Annotated in this window: 20 protein-coding genes and 2 tRNA genes; 10 read left to right on the top strand and 12 right to left on the bottom strand. The window is 71.0% G+C overall.

The window, feature by feature from the left end; all coding sequences use genetic code 11:
• The first annotated feature begins 148 nt into the window (after positions 1–148).
• A complete protein-coding gene (locus FFS25_RS00060) occupies positions 149–700 on the top strand; it encodes a hypothetical protein (protein WP_053446904.1) in 552 nt (183 codons plus the stop codon).
• 126 nt (positions 701–826) lie between these two features.
• On the opposite strand, the gene FFS25_RS00065 is transcribed toward FFS25_RS00060, so the two are convergent.
• Positions 827–1,507 carry a winged helix-turn-helix domain-containing protein gene (locus FFS25_RS00065; RefSeq protein ID WP_006214664.1) on the bottom strand — a complete coding sequence of 227 codons (681 nt, stop codon included), beginning with the start codon at positions 1,505–1,507 and terminating at the stop codon, positions 827–829.
• Entirely contained in the window at positions 1,504–2,775 is a 1,272-nt protein-coding gene (locus FFS25_RS00070; RefSeq protein ID WP_006214665.1) for a sensor histidine kinase, read from the bottom strand. Before FFS25_RS00070 ends, FFS25_RS00065 begins: the two co-directional genes overlap by 4 nt.
• 219 nt (positions 2,776–2,994) lie before the next feature.
• Between FFS25_RS00070 and phoU the strand changes: the two genes are divergently transcribed.
• Positions 2,995–3,645, top strand: coding sequence for a phosphate signaling complex protein PhoU (phoU, locus tag FFS25_RS00075; RefSeq protein ID WP_058870707.1), 651 nt, complete (start codon positions 2,995–2,997; stop codon positions 3,643–3,645).
• Between the two features lie 126 nt (positions 3,646–3,771).
• Here the strand turns inward: phoU and FFS25_RS00080 are convergent, their stop codons facing one another.
• The 3 genes from FFS25_RS00080 to FFS25_RS00090 all read right to left on the bottom strand — a co-directional run bounded on the left by FFS25_RS00080 (position 3,772) and on the right by FFS25_RS00090 (position 6,166).
• Positions 3,772–4,527 carry a phosphoglyceromutase gene (locus tag FFS25_RS00080; RefSeq protein ID WP_024289131.1) on the bottom strand — a complete coding sequence of 252 codons (756 nt, stop codon included), beginning with the start codon at positions 4,525–4,527 and terminating at the stop codon, positions 3,772–3,774.
• 63 nt (positions 4,528–4,590) lie between these two features.
• Positions 4,591–4,941, bottom strand: a complete 351-nt coding sequence (locus tag FFS25_RS00085) for a DUF2516 family protein (RefSeq protein WP_006214668.1) — start codon at positions 4,939–4,941, stop codon at positions 4,591–4,593.
• Between the two features lie 10 nt (positions 4,942–4,951).
• Positions 4,952–6,166 (bottom strand): trans-sulfuration enzyme family protein, encoded by a 1,215-nt coding sequence (locus FFS25_RS00090; RefSeq protein ID WP_137801467.1) that lies wholly within the window; start codon positions 6,164–6,166, stop codon positions 4,952–4,954.
• Between FFS25_RS00090 and tmk the strand changes: the two genes are divergently transcribed.
• The 3 genes from tmk to FFS25_RS00105 all read left to right on the top strand — a co-directional run bounded on the left by tmk (position 6,165) and on the right by FFS25_RS00105 (position 9,707).
• The gene (gene tmk / locus FFS25_RS00095) at positions 6,165–6,917 is read left to right on the top strand and encodes a dTMP kinase (RefSeq protein ID WP_082676844.1); all 753 of its coding nucleotides are present in this window, start codon (positions 6,165–6,167) and stop codon (positions 6,915–6,917) included. The two genes, FFS25_RS00090 and tmk, sit on opposite strands and share 2 nt — an antisense overlap.
• A complete protein-coding gene (locus FFS25_RS00100; protein ID WP_137801468.1) occupies positions 6,914–8,053 on the top strand; it encodes a DNA polymerase III subunit delta' in 1,140 nt (379 codons plus the stop codon). The genes tmk and FFS25_RS00100 overlap by 4 nt, the downstream gene beginning before the upstream one ends.
• A gap of 73 nt (positions 8,054–8,126) precedes the next feature.
• Complete coding sequence (locus FFS25_RS00105) at positions 8,127–9,707, top strand: alpha/beta hydrolase (RefSeq protein WP_137801469.1); 1,581 nt, start codon at positions 8,127–8,129, stop codon at positions 9,705–9,707.
• A 13-nt stretch (positions 9,708–9,720) separates the two neighbouring features.
• Here the strand turns inward: FFS25_RS00105 and FFS25_RS00110 are convergent, their stop codons facing one another.
• Entirely contained in the window at positions 9,721–10,440 is a 720-nt protein-coding gene (locus FFS25_RS00110; RefSeq protein WP_006214673.1) for an HAD-IA family hydrolase, read from the bottom strand.
• 266 nt (positions 10,441–10,706) lie between these two features.
• Here FFS25_RS00110 and FFS25_RS00115 point away from each other — a divergent pair.
• Positions 10,707–10,782, top strand: a tRNA-Thr gene (locus FFS25_RS00115).
• 337 nt (positions 10,783–11,119) lie between these two features.
• A complete protein-coding gene (locus FFS25_RS00120) occupies positions 11,120–11,911 on the top strand; it encodes a hypothetical protein (RefSeq protein ID WP_137801470.1) in 792 nt (263 codons plus the stop codon).
• A 16-nt stretch (positions 11,912–11,927) separates the two neighbouring features.
• On the opposite strand, the gene FFS25_RS00125 is transcribed toward FFS25_RS00120, so the two are convergent.
• Both FFS25_RS00125 and FFS25_RS00130 read right to left on the bottom strand, forming a co-directional pair.
• Complete coding sequence (locus FFS25_RS00125; RefSeq protein WP_137801471.1) at positions 11,928–12,695, bottom strand: ABC transporter ATP-binding protein; 768 nt, start codon at positions 12,693–12,695, stop codon at positions 11,928–11,930.
• 43 nt (positions 12,696–12,738) lie between these two features.
• On the bottom strand, positions 12,739–13,848 hold the full coding sequence (locus FFS25_RS00130; protein ID WP_137801472.1) for an ABC transporter permease: 1,110 nt from the start codon (positions 13,846–13,848) through the stop codon (positions 12,739–12,741).
• A gap of 189 nt (positions 13,849–14,037) precedes the next feature.
• On the opposite strand from FFS25_RS00130, the gene FFS25_RS00135 reads away from it, so the two are divergent.
• Both FFS25_RS00135 and FFS25_RS00140 read left to right on the top strand, forming a co-directional pair.
• Positions 14,038–15,354 carry a sensor histidine kinase gene (locus tag FFS25_RS00135; protein WP_137801473.1) on the top strand — a complete coding sequence of 439 codons (1,317 nt, stop codon included), beginning with the start codon at positions 14,038–14,040 and terminating at the stop codon, positions 15,352–15,354.
• Positions 15,351–15,992, top strand: coding sequence for a response regulator (locus tag FFS25_RS00140; RefSeq protein ID WP_137801474.1), 642 nt, complete (start codon positions 15,351–15,353; stop codon positions 15,990–15,992). The genes FFS25_RS00135 and FFS25_RS00140 overlap by 4 nt, the downstream gene beginning before the upstream one ends.
• Positions 15,993–16,095: 103 nt before the next feature.
• On the opposite strand, the gene FFS25_RS00145 is transcribed toward FFS25_RS00140, so the two are convergent.
• The 4 genes from FFS25_RS00145 to FFS25_RS00160 all read right to left on the bottom strand — a co-directional run bounded on the left by FFS25_RS00145 (position 16,096) and on the right by FFS25_RS00160 (position 20,586).
• On the bottom strand, positions 16,096–16,578 hold the full coding sequence (locus FFS25_RS00145) for a hypothetical protein (RefSeq protein WP_137801475.1): 483 nt from the start codon (positions 16,576–16,578) through the stop codon (positions 16,096–16,098).
• Between the two features lie 138 nt (positions 16,579–16,716).
• Positions 16,717–16,911 (bottom strand): YbdD/YjiX family protein, encoded by a 195-nt coding sequence (locus FFS25_RS00150; RefSeq protein ID WP_006214680.1) that lies wholly within the window; start codon positions 16,909–16,911, stop codon positions 16,717–16,719.
• Positions 16,912–16,990: 79 nt separating this feature from the next.
• Complete coding sequence (locus FFS25_RS00155) at positions 16,991–19,312, bottom strand: carbon starvation CstA family protein (RefSeq protein ID WP_137801476.1); 2,322 nt, start codon at positions 19,310–19,312, stop codon at positions 16,991–16,993.
• Between the two features lie 278 nt (positions 19,313–19,590).
• Positions 19,591–20,586, bottom strand: coding sequence for an NAD(P)H-quinone oxidoreductase (locus FFS25_RS00160; RefSeq protein ID WP_137801477.1), 996 nt, complete (start codon positions 20,584–20,586; stop codon positions 19,591–19,593).
• Positions 20,587–20,726: 140 nt separating this feature from the next.
• Between FFS25_RS00160 and FFS25_RS00165 the strand changes: the two genes are divergently transcribed.
• Positions 20,727–20,814 (top strand) — tRNA-Ser (locus tag FFS25_RS00165).
• Positions 20,815–20,848: the final 34 nt, after the last annotated feature.

Genomic DNA, 20,848 nt, shown 5'->3' on the forward strand with positions numbered 1-20,848 from the left:
GGTGCCCCTTTCCGCCGGTCGATTCTAGCACGAGGCGCACAGCAGCCTGATCGCCTCCTTCGAGAACCCTTGGAGCGGATGCGGACGATCCGTGCCCAAGCGGATACCATGGCCGGAGCATCACCGACCTGTCTGAGGAGTTCGCGCCGTGACCAATGCCGCCCGCAAGAGGCTTCGCACCATCGGCCTGGGTGCCGCCTTCGCTGCCGCCGCACTGACCACGTCCGGGTGCGCTGCGCTGACCAACGACCAGGAGACGGCATCGCAGTACTCCCCCGCTGACGGCATCGTGGAGCAGCTCGGCGACCTGAGCATCAACAACCTCCTCATCGTCGCCGATTCCGCCGACTCGGACGGCCGCCTGCTGGGCACCCTGGTCAACGAGTCGGACGAGGAGATGTCGGTCGAGATCGCCGTCGAGGGCGCCGATCCGATCACCGTGGACGTCGCCCCGGAGGATGAGATCCGCTTCGAGGACGACGAGAACGAGCAGCTCGTGGTCCCCGCCGGCGCCGAGCCCGGCCTGATGGTGCCCGTGACCATCACCGTCGACGGCGAGACCCTGGAGCACGAGCTGCCCGTGCTCGATCACACCTTCCCGCGCTACGCCGAGTACATCCCCGGCGGTGCGCCGTCGACCCCGGCCAACCCCTCCAACACCCCGGCTCCCGAGGACGAGGAGGAGGGCGGCCACCACTGAGGCCCCCGCACCGGGCCCTGACCGGTCCGGCGCAGCGCAGGCATCGCACACGACGGCGGGGCGGCGACCATCAGGTCGCCGCCCCGCCGTCGCTCTGCCCGCCGCGATGGAGCCGCGGCGGGGGCCTCAGACCTCGAACTTGTAGCCGAGCCCTCGCACCGTCACCAGGTGCCGCGGATCCGAGGGGTCGGGCTCGATCTTGGAGCGCAGCCGCTTGACGTGCACGTCGAGGGTCTTGGTGTCGCCCACGTAGTCGGAGCCCCACACGCGGTCGATGAGCTGTCCTCGGGTCAGCACGCGGCCCGCATTGCGCAGCAGCATCTCCAGAAGCTCGAACTCCTTGAGCGGCATGTTCACCGTCTCGCCCTCGACCGTGACGACGTGGCGCTCGATGTCCATGCGCACGGGTCCGGCCTGCACGGTCGCCGAGACCAGCTCCTCGGGCTCGGAGCGGCGGCGCAGCACGGCGCGGATGCGCGCCACGAGCTCGCGCGACGAGTACGGCTTGGTCACGTAGTCGTCGGCACCCAGCTCGAGGCCGAGGACCTTGTCGATCTCGGCATCCTTGGCCGTGAGCATGATGATCGGGACGTTCGAGCGCTGGCGCAGCGCCTTGCAGACCTCCGTGCCGGACAGGCCCGGCAGCATGAGATCGAGCAGGACGAGGTCCGCGCCGGCGCGATCGAACTCCTCCAGCGAGGCCTGGCCGTCGGCCACGACCTCAGGGTCGAATCCCTCCTTGCCCAGGAGGTAGGCCAGGGGCTCGGACAGGGACTCCTCGTCCTCCACGATCAAGATCCGGGTCATGCGGACTCTCCTCCTTCTCGTCGGGCCGTCCCGGCGCGCACGGGGCGACGGCCCCGGCGGCCGGAAGCGGCCTGCTCTGCATCGTTCGCCGCAGCGCCCTCGGCGCCGTCGGCCTGGTCCTCCTGGCCCTGCTTCCCGCCGCCCTGCTCGCTCATCAGCGGGATGCAGAGCGTGAAGGTCGAGCCCTGGCCCTCCTCGGACCAGATGTCCACCCTGCCTCCGTGCTGCTGCATCACGTGCTTGACGATGCTCAGCCCCAGACCGGTGCCTCCGGTCTGACGGGAGCGCGCCGAGTCCACGCGGTAGAACCGCTCGAAGATCCGATCCTGCTCGCTCTGCTGGATGCCCGGGCCCTGGTCCGTCACCGCGATCAGGGCCATGCCGTCTCGCTGGCGCAGCCCCACGCCCACCCGCGTGCCCGGAGGCGAGTAGCGGATGGCGTTGTCGATCAGGTTGCGCACTGCGGTGGTCAGCATGTCGGCGTCGCCGAAGGCCGGAGCATCGACGGAGCCGCCGATCACCAGGCTGATGTCCCGGGACTCCGCCGTCATGCGGTTGCGGTCCACGGCCTCGGCCACCACGCGCCCGAGCTCCACGGGCCCGCCGGAGGTCACGACGTTCTGGCCCTGCAGGCGCGAGAGCTCGATGATGTCCTGTACCAACAGGGTCAGCCGCTCCGACTCGCGATGCAGCCGGGACGTGAAGTGACGCACGGCGTCCTCGTCCTCGGCGGCGTCCTCGATGGCCTCGGCGAGCAGCCGGATGGCGCCCACCGGGGTCTTCAGCTCATGGGACACATTGGCCACGAAGTCGCTGCGCACCGACTGGGCCCGGACGATCTCGGTCTGGTCCTCGGCCAGCAGCAGCACGAACTCATCGCCCAGCACGGCCACGCGCACGTCGAGCACGATCACGCCGGTGTTCTCCGCCCCGCGGCCGATCTCGACGCGGCGCTCCTCCGTCACGCCGGAGGCCCGGGCCGCCCGGATCATGCCCAGCAGCTCGTCGCGCACGATCGAATGCCCGCGCACCAGGCCGAAGGCGTAGGCGGCCGGTGAGGCGCGCACGACTCCGTCGACCCCGTCCACGACCACGTAGGCGGGGCCCATGACCGATAGGACGTCCGCGGCGCCGTGCGGCAGCTGGGGCTCGCCGATCTCCGCCGCCTCGATCCTGCGCCGGGAGGTCCCGCGCAGGGCGAAGAGACCGCTGAGTCCGAGCAGCAGTCCGATCAGCCCCGACAGGAGCGCGAGAAGCAGGGGTTGCACCCTCCCAGGGTAGGGCCACCCCGGGCGCCGACGCGTGCGCCTCGACGCTGTCGGACGGGCCGACGCCTGGGCGCCACAAGGAGATCACCGGACGTTCTCCCGCCGTTCACCGCAGGCCAGGCAGCGCTGCAGCCGGTGCGCGTAGCCTCGACTCTTCGATCATTGCAGTGAGGCGGGCGTCCTATCCGGGCGCAGGGGCCGCCCGAGGGGAGGCGCAGGATGCGCACGGTGTTCCAGGCGGAGCTCAAGCAGGTGGGCGATGAGCTCGTGGCGATCGCCAGGCTCGTGCGTCAGGCGCTGTCCGAGGCCCGCTCAGCCTTCCTGGAGACCGAGCTCGAGACCGCCCAGGGCGTCATCTCCAACGACGCCCGGATCGACCTGCTGCAGGACGAGCTCGATGAGCGCTCGATCGACATCCTGGCCCGCCAGTCCCCCGTGGCCTCCGACCTGCGCACCCTCGTGGCCGCGCTGCGGATGAGCACCTCGCTCGAGCGCATGGGCGACCTGGCTCGGCACCTGGCTCAGGATGCCCGCCGCCGCTTCCCGGAGGCCGTGATCCCCGAGCGTCTGGCCGACGACTACGCGCGGCTCTTCGAGCTCGACCTGGTCATCCTGGACGGGGTCATCGAGATGCTCGAGACGCGCGACATCTCCCTCTACGACCGGATCGCCGAGCAGAAGGCGCAGGTCAGCGCCGTGCACCGCGGGATCCTCGATGCCATGGGCCGACCGGACTGGGACGCCCCGGTGCACACGACCGTGGATGTCACGCTCTCGGCCCGCTATCTCGAGCGCATGAGCGATCACGGGATCGCCGTGGCCCGCAAGGTCTCGTACCTGGTGACCGGGCAGTGGGCGCCCCCGGCCTGAGCCGGACTGTGCGAGCAGCACCGCACCCAGCGACGACGGGGCCCGGATGCCTGATGGCGTCCGGGCCCCGTGCGCTGAAGCGCTGCTGCCGGCCTGCGCCCCGGTGGTCGGGGCGCAGGCCTCACCTCACTTCTTGCCCTGGTTCGCGACCGCCTTGATGGACTCGGCCGCAGCCTCCGGGTCCAGGTACTCGCCGCCGGGGGTGATCGGCTTGAAGTTGGCGTCGAGCTCGTAGACCAACGGGATGCCGGTGGGGATGTTCAGGCCGGTGATCTCATCATCCGAGATGCCGTCCAGGTGCTTGACGAGCGCGCGCAGCGAGTTGCCGTGCGCGGCCAGCAGGACCGTGCGCCCCGCCTTGAGGTCCGGCGTGACCTGGTCCTCCCAGTACGGGAGGAAGCGCTCGAGAACGTCCTTGAGGCACTCGGTGCGCGGGAGGTTCTGGACGTCCTCATAGCGGGGATCGCCGGCCTGCGAGTACTCGTCGCCGTCCTCGATGGGGGGCGGCGGGACGTCGTAGGAGCGGCGCCAGGTCATGAACTGCTCCTCGCCGTACTTCTCGCGGATCTCCGCCTTGTCCTTGCCCTGCAGGGCGCCGTAGTGGCGCTCGTTGAGGCGCCAGGAGCGCTTGACGGGGATCCAGTGGCGATCCGCGGCATCCAGGGCCAGGTTGGCCGTCATGATCGCGCGGCGCAGCAGGGAGGTGTGCACGATGTCCGGGAGCAGACCGCGCTCCTTGAGCAGCTCTCCGCCCCGAGTCGCCTCGCCACGGCCCTTCTCGGTGAGAGGCACATCCACCCAGCCCGTGAAGAGGTTCTTCTCGTTCCAGTCGGACTGCCCGTGACGGAGCAGGATCAGGTTGTACTTCGCTTCAGTAGCCATGCCCCGAGTATCGCACCTGAGGGACCGACGGGCGAGTGCCGAGCTGACCCGCGACCGGCGGCGTCACCAGGCCGAAGGCCCCGAGGACTCGACGTTGACAGCGGGCTTGACATCCGCCAGGTACACGCCGGAGGCGGTTGCCGCGACCAGCACGAAGATCAGCTGGCCCATCTGCGGGATGCCGCCGGTGAGCAGCGCGATCACCGCGGGAACGGTCATCAGCAGGCTGAAGAGCAGGCAGGCGCCCGTCACCAGCATCCAGAAGGTCCGGGTGCGCTTGAACGCGCGCTGGAACTGGATGGGCTTGGCGGACAGGCAGTGGAGGAACGCCATGGCTGCCAGGACGGTCACCAGCACCATGACGGCGACGTCGACCACCCCGACGGCCAGGAGGATGAGGGAGGTGAGGGACATGGCCACGATCCTACCGGGCGGCGGGCTCGACCACTGCGGCCAGCGCCCGCTCGAGGTCCTCCCAGAGGTCCTCGACGTCCTCGATGCCCACGGACAGGCGCAGCAGCGACTCCGGGACCGTGCGCGGCTCCTCGGGGTGACGGCGACGGCGCTCGACGAGCGACTCGACGCCGCCCAGCGAGGTCGCCGGCACCCACAGGCGCAGGGCCTCGACGACACGATCGGCCGCTGCGGCGTCGCCGTCGACCTCCAGTCCCACGATCGCCCCGAAGCCGCCCTGCAGCTGCTGAGCGGCCCGCTCGTGGCCGGGGTCCTCCGTCAGGCCGGGGTAGCGCACGGCGCGCACGCCGGGCTGCTCGAGCAGGCGACGGGCGATCTCGGCGGCGCTGGCACCCGCGCGCTCGACGCGCAGGGACAGCGTGCGGATCCCCCGCAGGGCCAGCCAGGTCTCGAACGGGCCGGGAATGGCGCCGTGGCGGGAGCGATGGGCGTGCAGGCGCTGGCGGAGCTCGGGATCCACGGCGGTGGCCGCTCCCAGGACGACGTCCGAGTGCCCCGCCAGGTACTTGGTGGCCGAGTGCACGACGAGGTCGGCACCCCAGGCCAGCGGACGCTGCAGCAGGGGTGTGGTGAAGGTGCTGTCCACGCAGCTGAGCACACCCAGGCGACGGGTGCCCGCCAGGATCTCCGGGAGGTCGGCGACCTCGAGCATGGGATTGGTGGGCGACTCCAGCAGCACCAGATCTGCGCCCTCGGCGGCGGCCAGCACGGCGTCGGTGTCGGTCACATCCACGGCATCGACGCGGATCCGACCCTCCTGCTCGGCCTCGCGCACGAGCGTCATGGTGCCCATGTAGACGTGCGCCGGCACGACGACCCGGCCGCCCAGCGGCACGAGCGAGAGCACGGCCGAGATCGAGGCCACTCCGGAGGCGAAGGCCAGCGACGGCAGCGGCGAGCCCTCGAGCTGACCCAGCACGGATTCGAAGTCGTCCCAGGTCGGGTTGCTGGCGCGGCCGTACATGCGCTCGCCCGGCACGGGCTCCCCCGCGCCGCGGTAGGTCGAGCTCAGCACGATCGACGGGCCGACGGGAGCATCGCGCTCCGGGGCCGGGCGACCGCCGGCGACCGCGGTCGTGGCCGGACGCAGCCGCCCGTGGAGGGTCTCCCCCGAGGGCTGCTGCTCGGCGTTCGGGCGGGGCGCGGCGGAATCCGGAGAAGTCATGGCCTCACCCTATGACGGCCGCGCCCACACGCTTCATGGGGGCGGCGCCGATGTCTGCCGCGGCCCCTACAGTGTCCGTGTGACGTTCCAGACCAGCCCAGCGAGCACGCCTGCCGCTCTCATCGCCTTCGAGGGCGGCGACGGCGCCGGCAAGTCCACGCAGCTGCGCCTGCTGGCCGAGTCCCTGCGGGAGCGCGGCGTGCCGGTGCTGCTCACCCGCGAGCCCGGCGGATCGGCCCTGGGCGAGCAGATCCGCTCCCTGGTCCTGGAGCCCGAGCACGCGCCGGTGGATCCGCGCACGGAGGCGCTGCTGTTCGCCGCTTCGCGCAGCGCCCACGTCCAGCGCACCCTTCTTCCTGCGCTGCGCGAGGGCATCACGGTCCTGACCGATCGCTACCTCGACTCCTCGGTGGCCTATCAGGGAGCGGCGCGCGAGCTCGGCACGCAGACCGTGCGGGATCTGAACCTGTGGGCGGTCGACGGCCTGCTGCCGGATCTGACCGTGCTGCTCGACGTCCCCGAGGAGACGGGGCGAGCTCGCCGGGCCGAGCGCGCCGCGGATCGCATGGAGCAGGAGCCCGCCCCCTTCCACGAGGAGGTCCGCCAGGCCTTCCTGGAGCTGGCCCGGCAGGCGCCGCAGCGCTACCTCGTGCTGCAGGCGGACGCCCCCGTGGAGGAGCTGGCGGCGCAGATCCGCGAGCGTGTTCTCGACCTGCTGGCCCAGAGGGCCTCCGGAGGGCAGCGATCGTGAGCGTCTGGGACGACCTCGTGGGGCAGGACGCCGTCGTGGATCAGCTCGCCCGGGCTGCCCGTGATGAGCAGCCCTCGCACGCCTGGCTCGTGACCGGCCCGCCCGGCTCGGGGCGCTCCCACGCAGCGCTCGCGCTGGCGGCCGCGCTGCTGTGCGGGCAGCCGGATCCCGCCGACCGCGGCTGCGGCGAGTGCTCCGCCTGCCGCACCGTCCGCGCCGGCTCGCACGCCGATCTCACCCACTTCCGCACCGAGCACAGCGAGATCCGCATCGACGAGGCCCGCGAGCTCGTGCTCAGGGCTCAGGACCGCCCGTCGGTGGGGCGCTGGCGGGTCATGGTGATCGAGGACGCCGACCGCATGGCCGAGCGGACCTCCAACGTCATGCTCAAGGCCATCGAGGAACCGCCGCCGGGGACCATCTGGCTGCTGTGCGCGCCGAGCCCCAGCGACGTCCTGGTCACCATCCGCTCGCGCTGCCGCCCCGTCACCCTGCGGGTGCCGCCCGTGGAGGCCGTGGCCGAGCTGCTCGAGCGCCGCGACGGCGTGCCGGCGGCCCGCGCACTGGAATGCGCCCGCCTGGCCCAGTCCCACGTGGGTGTGGCGCGCCGGCTGGCCCTGTACGACGACGCCCGCGAGCGCCGTCGTCGGGTCGTCGAGATGCCTCTGCGGCTGGGCGGAGTCTCGGATGCCGTGCGCGAGGCAGGGCGGCTGACGCGCCTGGCCGAGGAGGAGGCGACCGCCGAGTCGGAGGCCCGGGACGAGGAGGAGCGCGCGCACCTGCTGACCTCCATGGGCTCCGCGGAGTCCGGGAAGATGCCGCCCAACGTGCGCAGCGCCCTGCGGCGCCTGGAGGAGGACCAGAAGCGCCGCTCCAAGCGCGTGCGCACGGACACCCTGGACCGCTTCCTGATCGATCTGACCACGTTCTACCGCGATGCCCTCACGCTGCAGCTGCAGACCGGGTCGGATCTGGTCAACCAGCACATCGCGGACTCGCTGCGCGATCACGCGCTGAACTCCACGCCCGAGGAGTCCCTCGAGCGCATCGACACGATCGCCCGCACGCGCACCAGGATCCGCACCAGCGCCGCCGCCGGACTGGCCTTCGAGGCCATGGCCGTCTCCCTGCTCTGAGGCCCGCCCGTCGGCGCGTCCCGTGCGCACCGTCCCGGACCACGAACCCGCACCACAGATGGGATGCCCCCGGATGAGCCACCGCCCCCGCCGCCGGATGCGGCTGGCCGCTGCCCTGGCCGTGTGCGCCCTGGCGCTGAGCGCCTGCACCGATGACGACTCCCCCGCCGGAGGCCAGTCCGCACCCGAGGGCGCTGCGCAGGGCATGGACGAGTTCTACGCCCAGGAGCTCGACTGGGGATCGTGCGAGGACTCCGGCGGGATCTCCGGGTTCTTCGGCGGCGACGACCAGCAGTGCGCGCAGCTCACCGTCCCGGTGGACTACTCCGATCCCGAGGGCGAGACCACCACGGTGGCCATGGCGCGGCTTCCCTCGACCGGGGATGCCCCGGAGGGTGCGCTGGTCGTGAACCCCGGCGGACCGGGCGGCTCCGGGGTGGACCTGATCTCCCAGTCCGGTCCGCTGTTCGGCGACGATCTGCGCGAGGGCTACGACATCGTCTCCTTCGACCCTCGCGGCGTCTCCCGCTCGGACGAGATCCAGTGCTTCGACGACGACGCCGCCCTCGACGCATGGCGCTCCCAGCCCTCACTCGTGGGCCAGGACATCACGGCAGAGGATCTGCGCGAGGAGTACAAGGAGCTCGGCGAGGGCTGTGCAGAGCACTCGGGACCTGTGCTGGAGCACATGGACACGGCCTCCGTGGCCAAGGACCTGGACGTCATGCGCGCGGCCCTGGGCCAGGACCGGACCGACTACCTGGGCTTCTCCTACGGCACGCGCATCGGCGCCGAGTACGCCCGGCAGTTCCCGGATCGCGTGGGGCGGTTCGTCCTCGATGGTGCCGTCGATCCGCAGGCCTCGAACTCCGAGGTGGCCATGGGCCAGGCAGTGGGATTCGAGAGCGCACTGCGGGACTTCATGGAGGACTGCACGCAGAACTCCGCCGACTGCTTCACGGACGGCTCCGCGGACGACGGCATGGAGGAGGTCCAGCAGATCCTGGCCCGCTCCGCGGACGAGGAGATCACCGGGCCCGACGGCCGACGCGTGACCCCCGTCCAGGTGGCCGAGGGCATCGTCACGCCGCTGTACAGCACCGCCACCTACCCCAGGCTCAACCAGGCGCTGCGGGACGCCTCGGACGGCGACTACGACTCCCTCCAGGAGCTCTCCGACCTCAACCACGGGCGCCAGGAGGACGGGACGTACCACGGGAACTCCACCGTCGCCTTCAGCGCGGTCAACTGCCTGGACTCGACCGACGACTCGGTCACCGACCAGGACATGGCGGCCCAGCAGCAGGAGCTCACCGAGCGGGCGCCGACCTTCGGCCCCTACCTCGGCTACGCGGAGGCGGCCTGCCAGGGCTGGCCGTACGGACCGGTCGAGGAGGCTCCGGACGAGCCGGCGGAGTACTCGGGCGACTCCGAGATCCTGGTCGTGGGCGGGACCGAGGACCCGGCGACCCCGTATGCCTGGTCCGAGGCCCTGACCGAGCAGCTGGGACGGGCCACCCTGCTCACCCGGGAGGGCATGGGCCACGTCTCCTACTCCTCGGGCAACGGGTGCATCGTCGAGGCGGTCGACGCCTATCTCCTCGAGGGCATCCTCCCGGAGGAGGGCACGGTCTGCCGGGACGCCGGCATCTGAGCGGAGGCCGCGCTCAGGAGGCGTGCGAGCGCAGCGGCAGCTCGAGCAGGCCGGGGATGTCGCGGATGGAGTCCACGACCGCGTCGGCACCCGAGGTGCGCAGGGAGTCCTCGCGGTGGGCTCCGGTCAGCACGCCCACGTTGGCGCGGGATCCCGCCCGGCGCCCGGAGAGCATGTCCGCGGCGGTGTCGCCCACGACCATGACCTCGCGGACGTCGGCGAGGTCCAGGGCCAGCAGCGCCGTGAGGATCATGTCCGGGTAGGGGCGGCCGCGGCCGGCGTCGGAGGGGCACAGGCTCAGATCGGCCAGACCCATCCAATCCAGGTGCTCCAGGATCTGGTTCTGGCTGTGGCGGTTGTAGCCGGTGGCCAGCACGACCTTCAGCCCGGACTCCCGCAGCCCCAGGATGACGTCCTCGGCGCCCGGGACGGCAGTGACGGCGTCGGTGCGCAGCAGCTCGTCGAACTGGCGCTCGAACTCGCGGCTGGCCTCGGCGGCGACGGCAGGCTCATCCTCGAAGAGGTGCTGGAAGACGCGGACCTTGGACTGGCCCAGGGTGTCGCGCACGAAGCCGAGCATGCCCGTGAAGCGCGGCGAGTCCGCGGCGATGCCCAGCTTCTCGAGCGTGCGGGTGAAGGCGCGCTCCATGATCCCGTTGTCCTCGAAGGACGTCCCCGACATGTCGATGAACGCCAGGCGGAGATTGCGGACGATGTCTGGGCGGAGGGTCATCTGCGGTCCTTCAGCGATCGATGCCTGCTCAGCGCGCCGTGCAGCAGCGGTCTCGGAGCAGGAGGGGCCTCGCTCAGCACGAGGGGCTGCAGCGACCATGCTCTCCCCCGGTCCGAGCGCGGTCGCGGATTCGCACCGACGTGAGGATGAACACACGACGAACACTCATGCATCTCGACCCGGCTTCGACGTCCGCACGGATGTGACCGGCCCGCTCGACGGTGCTAGGGTGTCATCCGCGCTGTGGCCCCTCGCGGTCCGGTCGCGCCGCCTTAGCTCAGTCGGTAGAGCGATTCACTCGTAATGAATAGGTCGCCGGTTCGATTCCGGCAGGCGGCTCCAGCAGAACCCCCAGATCCGATCCCGTGAGAACGGGACGGCCTGGGGGTTCTCTCATGACACGAGCCAGCCCGGAGCTCGCGGCAGATCCGATCTCCGAGGCAGCCCCCCCCCCTGATCACCCCGTCGATCGCAGAGACGAGGGACAGAGCTGCGATATCTGGTGGGCACCCACCTGCAAAGACATGTAACACCGGCAACCGAATCCTGGGCATCATGGCACTTCAGGCCTAAGTTGAACCCCGGCGCGCCCTGCCCATCGCGCGTCTCGCTCTGTCAGACGGACGGAGCTTCTCCCCCCGGAAGCCCGCCGCGTCGACAGCTGAGCCCTAGGACGGCAATGATTCTCAGCTCTTCCTCTGCCACGACATCCACGCACAAGGCCTATGACTCCGTCTGGGTCGAGTTCGATTCCATCTGGCTGAAGCCGCGACTCGTATTCGATGAGCGCACGCGCGACGCGTTCGATGCCTGCGCAGAGATCTGCAACACGGTGATGTGCGAGAGCATGGGAACCGCGCCTTCCGCGCAGCGCCCCCTGGTGCGCTGCGCGCTGCGCACGGACGGACCGGGGTCCTATCTCCTGAGCTTCGAGATCCCGGAAGAAGGCCCTGCGCTTGCGGAACCGGCCACCACCTCGCCCGCAAGGGGTCGCTGGAAGGCCAGAAAGCGCACCCAGGAAGCTCGGACCGCAAGCCAGCCGGACCCTGACCTGCAGCTCAGGCTCCTGTCGGCCACTCGCATCCTCGTGGAGATGCTGCTGGCGGTCGACACCATCTGCTCCACGCCCGCAGGCCAGCTCAGCGTGAACGAGCGGCGATGCAACCACGGGCACTTCGTGGAATTCGTCAACGGCGTCAGGGTCCTGAGGCATATACACCGGAATTCCTGGATGATGCTGTCGCAGCCGAGGATCCAGAAGCTGCTGAGCCGAGCCTTCGCTCCGTTCCAGGATGCCGAGCTCCACACCATGAGCGTGCGAGAGATCCCCCAGGAGGGGAGCCTCGGCGCCAGCTGGGTGGTCACAGCCAACCGTCGCCTGCAAGCTTTCGCGAATGGGGCACTGCTCGAGATGCCCGCCCTTCAGGGCACGATGCTCGGCGCCCAGCAGTTATCGGCCGAGCGCTCCTGAGCGACCCAGCCCCGCTTCACCCCGCCGTGAGCCGCCCGTCGACCAAGGTCAGCCGGCGGTCGTCGTCCTCCAGCAGCTCGGCCTCGTGCGTGACCAGCACCGTGGCGGTGCCGAAGCGCCGCGTCGCGTCTCGCAGCATCTGCATGACGGAGATCGAGCGCTCGTGATCCAGCGCGGCCGTGGGCTCGTCGACGAGCATCACCGACGGGCTCGACATCAGCGCCCGGCCGATGTTGACCCGCTGCTGCTGACCGCCCGAGAGCTGGTGGGGCCTGCGACCGGCGGCGGCCTCCAGCCCGAGCAGCTCGAGCAGCTCGTCGGCGCGCCTGGCCGCCTCCCGGCGCCGGCGCCGATCCTGTCCGCCGATGTGCGCGGTGAGCAGCAGCTGCTCCCGAGCGGTCAGCGAGGCCAGCAGATTGGGCTGCTGGAACACGACGCCCACCCGGGTTCGGCGCATCTCGGCGCGCTGTTCTGGGGTCATCTGCACGACGTCGCGGCCGTCGATCAGCACCTGCCCCGAGCTCGCTCCGACCAGACCGGCCACGACGGACAGCAGGGAGGACTTGCCCGATCCCGACGGCCCCGTGACCGCGGTGAGGACCCCGGCGGGTGCCTCCATGGAAACGCCGTCGAGGGCGTGGACCACTCGGGGGCGCCCGTCGTCTTCCTGGCCGTCGGGCCAGCTGAGGCGGACGTCGCGCAGCCGCAGTGCGGCTGAGGAATCGATGCGCTCAGCAGCCTCGGCGGACTGCCAGGGGGCGGGGGCGGTGGACAGCACAGTCATGTCGGGCTCCTTCGGAAGCAGAGGGCGGAAAGCGGGCAGGGGCTCAGGCCGCGGACAGCGCGATCTGCGGGTCCACGCGAGCGACCCGGCGCACGGCCAGCAGCGCGGCGGCCAAGCCGAGCAGCAGGATCCCCAGGGCGGGCACCAGGGTGGTGGTCGGCGTGAGGCTGAACGGCACCGCTCCTGTCACCAGGGCGCCGCCGAGGCCGCCGAGCACCAGTCCGAGCGCGGTTCCGCCCAGCAGGACGGCCGCCGACTGGGCCAGCGCATCGCGCAGCACCCAGCCGCGAGAGGCCCCCAGGGCGCGCAGGATCGCGACCTCACGGGTGCGCTGGATGCTCCACACGGTCAGGAACGCGATCACCACGAGCGCGCCGATGCCGTAGAGGAAGGCCTGCATCATCAGCAGGGAGCCGCGCTCCGAGCTGTAGGCGGGCAGTGCCGCGAAGGAGTCGCGCGTGCCGGCGCTCCAGGTGCCTGCGGCCTCGTCCTGATCGGTCATCCGATCCTCGAGCTCGCTGCCGTTCAGGCCGTCGGCGGGGAAGACGGCCAGCGCGCTGCTCTGGCCGTCGCCCATGCGCAGCAGCTGCGCGGAGTCCTCGGTCGAGGTCCACACCACCGGGGAGTGCGAGTACCACTCATCGGCCGCGATGCCGATGACCGTCAGCTTCAGCGCACCCGCGTCCAGCTCGTCGCCGACACCGACGCCCAGCGACTGGGCCGTCTCCTGCGACAGGACGGTCTGCCCGGCCCCCGGACGGGGCCGTCCTTCGAGGATCTCGAGGTCCGGGGCCAGCTCGGTGCCCGGCTGCAGGGCGAGCACGGCAGCCGAGGCCGAGGCGCCGTCGTGCTCGAGCTGAGCGCGCCCGACGTCGAAGCGCTCGGCGGACTCGACGCCCTCGGCGCGGGCCCACGACCCGGCCTGCTGGGCGTCGATGCGGGAATCGCTGTAGGAGGGATCCTCGCCGTCGCTGCCCGCGGTCAGGACGATGCGCGGGGCCTCGAGCGCCTCGAGGGCGGAGGTGGACTGGCGGCCCAGACCGTCGGTCAGGCCGGTGAGCATGACGACGAGCAGCGTGATCATGGCGACCACGGAGCCGATCAGGGCGAAGCTACCGCGCGCGAAGCGCAGATCGCGCAGGGAGAGGAACATGCTGGTCACTCCTGGCGGATGGTTCGAGGGGCCGGGTGGCTTCCCGGCGTTGTGCGATGGCTCCACTGTCCGCCGCGGCAGGTCTCGGGCGCATCGGACGGCGGTGGGGTCCTGAGCACACCGAACGGCGCACCCCGAGATCAGCCGATCGGCTGATGCCCCGTCCGGCAGGATCCGTAGGCTGGAGCGATGACCACCTCCGCCGCCGACCGAGCCCTCGGCCCGGACCCCGACGAGGCCGCTGCGACTCCCGCCGTGCTGCGGGCCATGCGCGTGATCCTGCACGTGAGCTTCGCCGGGCTGCTGGGGCTGGCAGTGGGCCGGTTCCTGATCGGTGCCTCCTGGCCCGGCGCCCTGTGGCCGCTGGCCCTGTCCGTGCTGCTGGGCCTCGCCTATCTGAGCGGCACCGTCGCGGAGCATCGGGCCTTCCTCGGCGTCCGTCCCCGTGCGCGCCCGGCCAGCGCGGGCGTGTGGCTGGCGGTGGTGCTCGTGCTGTGGTGCCTGCTTGCTCTGCGCGCACCGGACTTCTCCTGGGTGGTCTTCCCGCTGTTCTTCGTCGTCCAGGCCGTGCTGCCGACGGTGCCGAGCCTGATTGCGGTCGCCGGGCTCACCGCGGTGGTGATCGCCACCCAGGCTCTGCACGCAGGCACGGGGGGCTTCGGCACCGGGCAGGTCATCGGCCCGGTCCTCGGCGCGGTGTTCGCCGTGATCGCGGCCTGGGCCTACCGGGCCCTGTGGCGAGATGCCCAGCGCCACCGCCGCACCGTCGTCGCGCTGCAGGCCGCCAGGGAGGAGCTCGCCCACCGCGAGCACCGCGCGGGGGTGCTCGCCGAGCGCGACCGGCTCTCCCGCGAGATCCACGACACCCTGGCCCAGGGCCTCGCCTCGATCGTGCTGTTCTCCCGCGCCGCCCAGGACTCCCTGGCGCAGGATCGCCCGGACGCCGCCGCCGAGCAGCTGCGAGTCCTGGAGTCGACGGCTTCGGCCGATCTCGCGGAGGCCCGTCGCTTCGTCCAGGGCCTAGCCTCGCCGCGCCTGGCCGCCGGGCTCGAATCGGCCCTGCGCGATCTGGTCGACGGCCTGCAGGGGCGTGCCGAGTCCGCAGGCACCGACCTGAGCGTCTCCCTGCGGGTCGAGGGAGAGCCCCGGGACCTGGAGCAGGCGACCGAAGCCGTGCTCCTGCGTGCGGCCCAGACCTGCCTGAGCAACGTCGAAACCCATGCCCGCGCCTCCCGCGCGGCCGTCACCCTGGCCTACTGGCCGGAGACGGTGACCCTGGACGTCGTCGACGACGGCGTGGGATTCGACGCCGCAGCGCCGCACAGGCCCGGGCGCGACGGCGGCTACGGCCTGCTCCACCTGCGCCGACGTGCGCGCGAGCTCGGCGGGCAGCTGTCGATCGAGTCGCGCCCGGGAGCCGGCACGGCAGCGGCTCTGCAGCTGCCCGCGCCCGTCGCCCGGCCGAGCACACCCCAGCAGCCCTCGAAGGATCGAGACCGGACATGACCCGCCCCGCCCCGACGACCGAGACCCCTCTGGGCCTGCTGCTCGTGGACGACCACCCCGTCGTGCGCGCCGGGCTGAAGGCTCTGCTCGAGGCCGACGGCACGCTCGCGGTCCTCGCGGAGGCAGGCGACGGGGCCCAAGCCCTGGCCGCCCTCGACGACCAGCACGTGGACGTCGTGATCATGGACCTGCAGATGCCGACCATGGATGGGCCCACGGCCATCCGCAGGCTCCGCGACCGCGGCGGGCCTCCCGTCCTGGTCCTGACCACCTACGAGACGCAGGCGGACATCGTCTCCGCACTGGAGGCAGGAGCCACCGGCTATCTGCTCAAGGACTCCCCCGCCGAGCAGCTGCGAGAGGCCGTGCGCCAGACCGCGCAGGGTCGCTCCGTGCTGGCGCCGTCGGTGACCCAGCAGCTCGTGCAGAGGGCGGCTCGCCCGGCGCAGAGCCTCAGCGCACGGGAGATCGAGATCCTGCAGGGACTGGCCACGGGAGCAAGCAACCGCGAGCTGGCAGCGCAGCTCGTGATCTCCGAGGCCACCGTCAAGACGCACCTGCTGCACGTCTACGACAAGCTCGGCGTGGACAACCGGACCGCCGCCGTGCACCGGGCCAGGGAGCAGCGGCTCATCTGAGCCCGAGGGCGCGGGCTGCGGATCAGCACGCAGCCGCTGCAGCTGCCTCAGAGCAATGCGTCCGGGCAGCTCGCCTTCGGCGACGGCGCTGCGGCCGTTCGCCTCAGACCGCCCCGTGCTCCTGCACCAGCGCCTCGCCGCACACGATGTGCCCGCCGACGGCCTCGGCGCGCCGCCGCACGGCCTCCAGGCGCTGGGCGCGGGCCGTCTCCGGGCCGACACCCGGCGTGCGGAAGCGGGCCAGCGCCAGCGCTTCGGCCGCCTGGGCCATGTCATTGCCCGCCCGTGACAGCTCCCGATGGAGGTCATTGAGCCAGCCGCCCTCGGAGCCGGGTATGTCCTGGTCGTTCGTGGGCGCCATCGCCTGCGCGGCCGTGCACAGCGCGCGCACCCGGGGGAGCAGATCGGCCAGCTCGTTGGCCGCGGGGACGGCCGCGGCCTGCAGGTCGGCGTCCTGGATCTGCTCGAGCACCTGGTGAAAGCGATCGAGCCCGCGCCGGAACCGGTCATGGGCGCGACGCCACACGCCCAGACCCAACTGCTTCTCATCGCGGCGCTGGGCCCGATGCTCGCTGAGGAATCCCATAGACCTCCATGATGACACGTCGTCACCATCCGGGACGATGCGATTCCGGCGCCCCACGAGCCAGTGGCCCCGCGGTGTGCATCTCGAGCTCGAGACGCACACCGCGGGGCCACTGGAGGCAGAACCTGGCGCCCCGCTTCAGCAGCAGCGGCCCTCCGGGTGGCGCTCCTGCCAGTCCTGCCAGCTGCGCCAGAACTCGCGCTCGGACATGGGCTTCTCCCCCTCGCACCCGTGGGCGCGGTGGTGCTCCAGATAGCGCTGGTACTTGTCGGCGCCCAGCACGCCGTCGGCGAACCGCTTCAACGAGGACACCGCCTCGAGGATCGACGTCATCTGGTCCTCTCCTCCTCTCGTCGTGCCGTGCGATGGCCGCGCTCGTCGTCGGGGTCGTCTCCCGACGACGAGCGCCGCCTCAGTGCCCGTGCCCCGACAGTCCGCCGGGAGTGCGCTGCTCGATCGGGATCTGCTCCCAGCGCTGGGCGAGCTGCTTCTCCGACGGCGTCGTGATGAAGCCGGCCGGAGCATAGAACCGGGACTCGACGTACGGGTCCTCGTGCCCGACGGCCTGCCCGCTGAGATCCTGCACGCCGATCTTCCCGTGCGCGCGGTAGTGCTGGATCGTGCGGATGACGGCCATGACCACGACCGTGATCGTCAGCACCACGAACAGGATGGACAGGGTGCCCTGCACAGTCGTGTTGCGCACGACCGCCTCCATGGCCTCTGTCGTCTGCGCGGTGCCGTGGCTCGTCTCGCCGTCGGCCAGCGCCTTGCGGAAGGCCGCGTTGTTCGCCCAGTAGCCGATCGCGGGGTTCGAGGAGAAGATCTTCTGCCACGAGCCCGTGACCGTCACGGCGAAGTCGAAGGCGAGCGGGACGATGATGATCCACAGGTAGCCGAAGCGGCCTCGGGAGGCGGCGATCGTCAGGCAGACCGCCAGCGCGATGGCCGCCAGCAGCTGGTTGGCGATGCCGAACAGCGGGTAGAAGGTGTTGATGCCGCCCAGCGGGTCGGTGACGCCGAGGATCAGGATCGATCCCCAGCCGGCCACCATGAGCGCCGTGGTCAGCCACGCTCCCAGCCGCCAGTCCGGGTCGCGGAAGCGCGGGATGAAGTTGCCGAGCGAGTCGCTGAGCATGAAGCGGGCCACACGGGTGCCGGCGTCGACGGCGGTGAGGATGAACAGCGCCTCGAACATGATCGCGAAGTGGTACCAGAAGCTCATCATGGAGGCTCCGCCGAACCACTGGTTCATGATCCCGGCCAGACCCACAGCGAGGGTGGGCGCGCCGCCGGTGCGCGAGACGATCGACTCCTCACCCACGGCGTCCGCGGTGCCCTGGATCTGCTCCGGCGTGACGTCCACACCGGCCAGTCCCAGCGAGTTCACCCAGGCCACGGCACCCTCGACCGTGCCGCCGGTGGCGGCGGGCGAGGAGTTCATGGCGAAGTAGATGCCCCGATCGATCGAGATCGCAGCGACCAGCGCCATGATCGCCACGAAGGACTCCATGAGCATGCCGCCATAGCCGATCAGGCGCGTCTGGCGCTCCTTCTCGACCATCTTGGGGGTGGTGCCCGAGGCGATCAGCGCGTGGAACCCGGACAGGGCGCCGCAGGCGATCGTGACGAACAGGAACGGGAACAGCGCGCCGGAGAACACGGGGCCGTCGGTGCGCCCGGCGAACTCCGAGACCGCCGGCACCGCGATCTCCGGACGGACGACGACGATGGCCACCGCCAGCAGGAGGATGGTGCCGACCTTCATGAAGGTCGAGAGGTAGTCGCGCGGGCTCAGCAGCAGCCACACGGGCAGCACGGCGGCGACGAAGCCGTAGATGATCACGAACCACGCCAGCGTCACGCGCTCCAGGGTGAACAGCTGGACGCCCCAGTCGGTGTCGGCGACCCAGCCGCCGGCCACGATCGCGAGCATCAGCAGCGCGAAGCCGATGATGGAGATCTCCAGGACCTTGCCCGGGCGGATGTAGCGCAGGTAGATGCCCATGAACAGCGCGATCGGGATGGTCATGCCGACCGAGAAGACGCCCCACGGGGACTCGCCCAGAGCGTTGACGACCACCAGGGCCAGGATGGCCACGATGATGATCATGATCACGAGGGTCGCGATGATCGCCGCCCAGCCGCCGACCGGTCCGAGCTCGTCCTTGGCCATCTGGCCCAGGGAGCGGCCGCCGCGGCGCATGGAGAAGAACAGCACCAGGTAGTCCTGGACCGCACCGGCGAGGATCACGCCGACGATGATCCAGATGGTCCCGGGCAGGTAGCCCATCTGGGCGGCCAGCACGGGGCCGACCAGCGGGCCGGCGCCGGCGATCGCGGCGAAGTGGTGGCCGTAGAGCACGCGGCGGTCCGTGGCCAGGTAGTCGCGGCCGTTGGCCTTGTACTCCGCCGGGGTGGCGCGGAAGTCGTCGGGCTGGGCGAGCTTGCGCTCGATGAACTTGGAGTAGAACCGGTAGGCGATGAAGTAGCTGCAGACCGCTGCCAGCACGAACCAGATCGCGTTGACGGTCTCGCCGCGCACGATCGCCAGCATGACCCAGGCCAGTCCGCCCACCAGGGCGATGGCGACCCACAGGGCGATCTTGGCCGGGGTCCACTTGGCCTGCTCGGCTTCGAGGACCTCGGGTTCGACGGCGGCCGGAGGAAGGTCGGTGCGCGGATCCGGGGCGCCGGATCCGCCGGCTCCGGGCGGTGTGACGGTGGTGCTCATGGAAGGCTCCTGGTGAGGGAGAGGGGAAGGCGCGGCCTCGACCGGAGGGCCGGGGCCGCGCACCTGTCACCGGGAGTCTAAGCCGAGGTGATCCGCTTCACGGGGCGGGCGCCGCGGGCGGGCCGCCGCCCCGCAGGCGCATCGAGTGGCCGATTTCCCACTGCCAGCTCATCCGGAGGCCAATTCCTCACCGCTAGCCGACGGAAGTGGTGAGGATCCGGCCGCTCGATGAAGGTGCGGTGGGGAATCGGCCTCTCGATGGCCTCGCCGGTCCTCGATCACGGGGTCAGCAGGATCTTGCCGATGTGCGTCCCCGAGTCGAAGTGCTCATGCGCCTGCGCCGCCTGATCGAGCGGGAACTCCCTGTCGAGAACAGCGCGGATCTGGCCGGAGGCCACGAGCGGCCAGACGTGCTCGTGGACCTGCGCCATGATCCGAGCCTTCTGATCCGCCGGCCGAGCACGCAGCGTGGTGGCCACGAGATGCTGGCGCTTCACCATGAAGGAGCCCAGATCGATCTCGGCCTTCCGACCGCCCTGCAGCCCGATGATGATCAGCGTCCCGTCCACCGCCAGCGCCTTGAGGTTCGGCTCGAGGTACTTGGCGCCGACGACGTCGAAGATGACCTCCGCGCCGCGGCCATCGGTCAGCTCCTTCACCCGGCCCACGAAGTCCTCCTGGTCGTAGCGGATGGCCTCCGCGCCGAGCTCGCGGACGAACTCGGCCTTGGCCTCGGAGCTCACGGTGGTGATCACGCGCATGCCGATCGAACGGGCGATCTGGATGGCCGCCGTGCCGATGCCGCCCGTGCCGCCGTGCAGCAGCAGCGTCTGCCCGGACCGAGCACCGGCCTCCATCACGAGATTCGACCAGACGGTGGCCAGCACCTCGGGCAGCGCGGCGGCATCCGTCATGGACAGGGCATCCGGCACCGGCAGGACGTTCGCCGCCGGGGCGACGACCTCCTCGGCGTAGCCTCCCGAGTCCACCAAGGCGCAGACTCGGGCCCCGGGCACCAGGACGTCTCCGGACAGGGCGTGCTGCGGGGCCTCGGCGCCGACTTCGAGCACGCGGCCGGAGATCTCGAGTCCGTAGATCGCGGAGCCGCCGTCGGGAACCTTGTAATGACCGGTTCTCTGGAGGACGTCGGCGCGGTTGATCCCGGCATGCTCGACGCGGATGCGGATCCCGTCGGCGGTGAGCTCGGGGACGGGCTGATCGGTCACGGTCAGGACCTCGGGCCCCCCGTGGTCGGCTTCGGCGACTGCGCGCATGATGGGCCTCCTGCGATCGTCGGGGTGTGTCGTGCCCAGGCTACGGAGGCGGGCAGACGCCCGCCGCGTCGATTCGGCTCCCAGCGCATGCCAGTGGAAGAATGAGCCGATGTGCGGGCGGTGCATGCCGACCCGTCACGGGAAGGTTGTCCGAGCGGCCGAAGGAGACGGTCTTGAAAACCGTTGTGCAGCGACCCTGCACCAAGGGTTCGAATCCCTTACCTTCCGCGCAGAGCAGCTGAGAGCCCCGACCCCCGCGGTC

It is taken from the genome of Kocuria sp. 2SI, from assembly GCF_005502825.1.
Lineage (GTDB): Bacteria > Actinomycetota > Actinomycetes > Actinomycetales > Micrococcaceae > Kocuria > Kocuria palustris.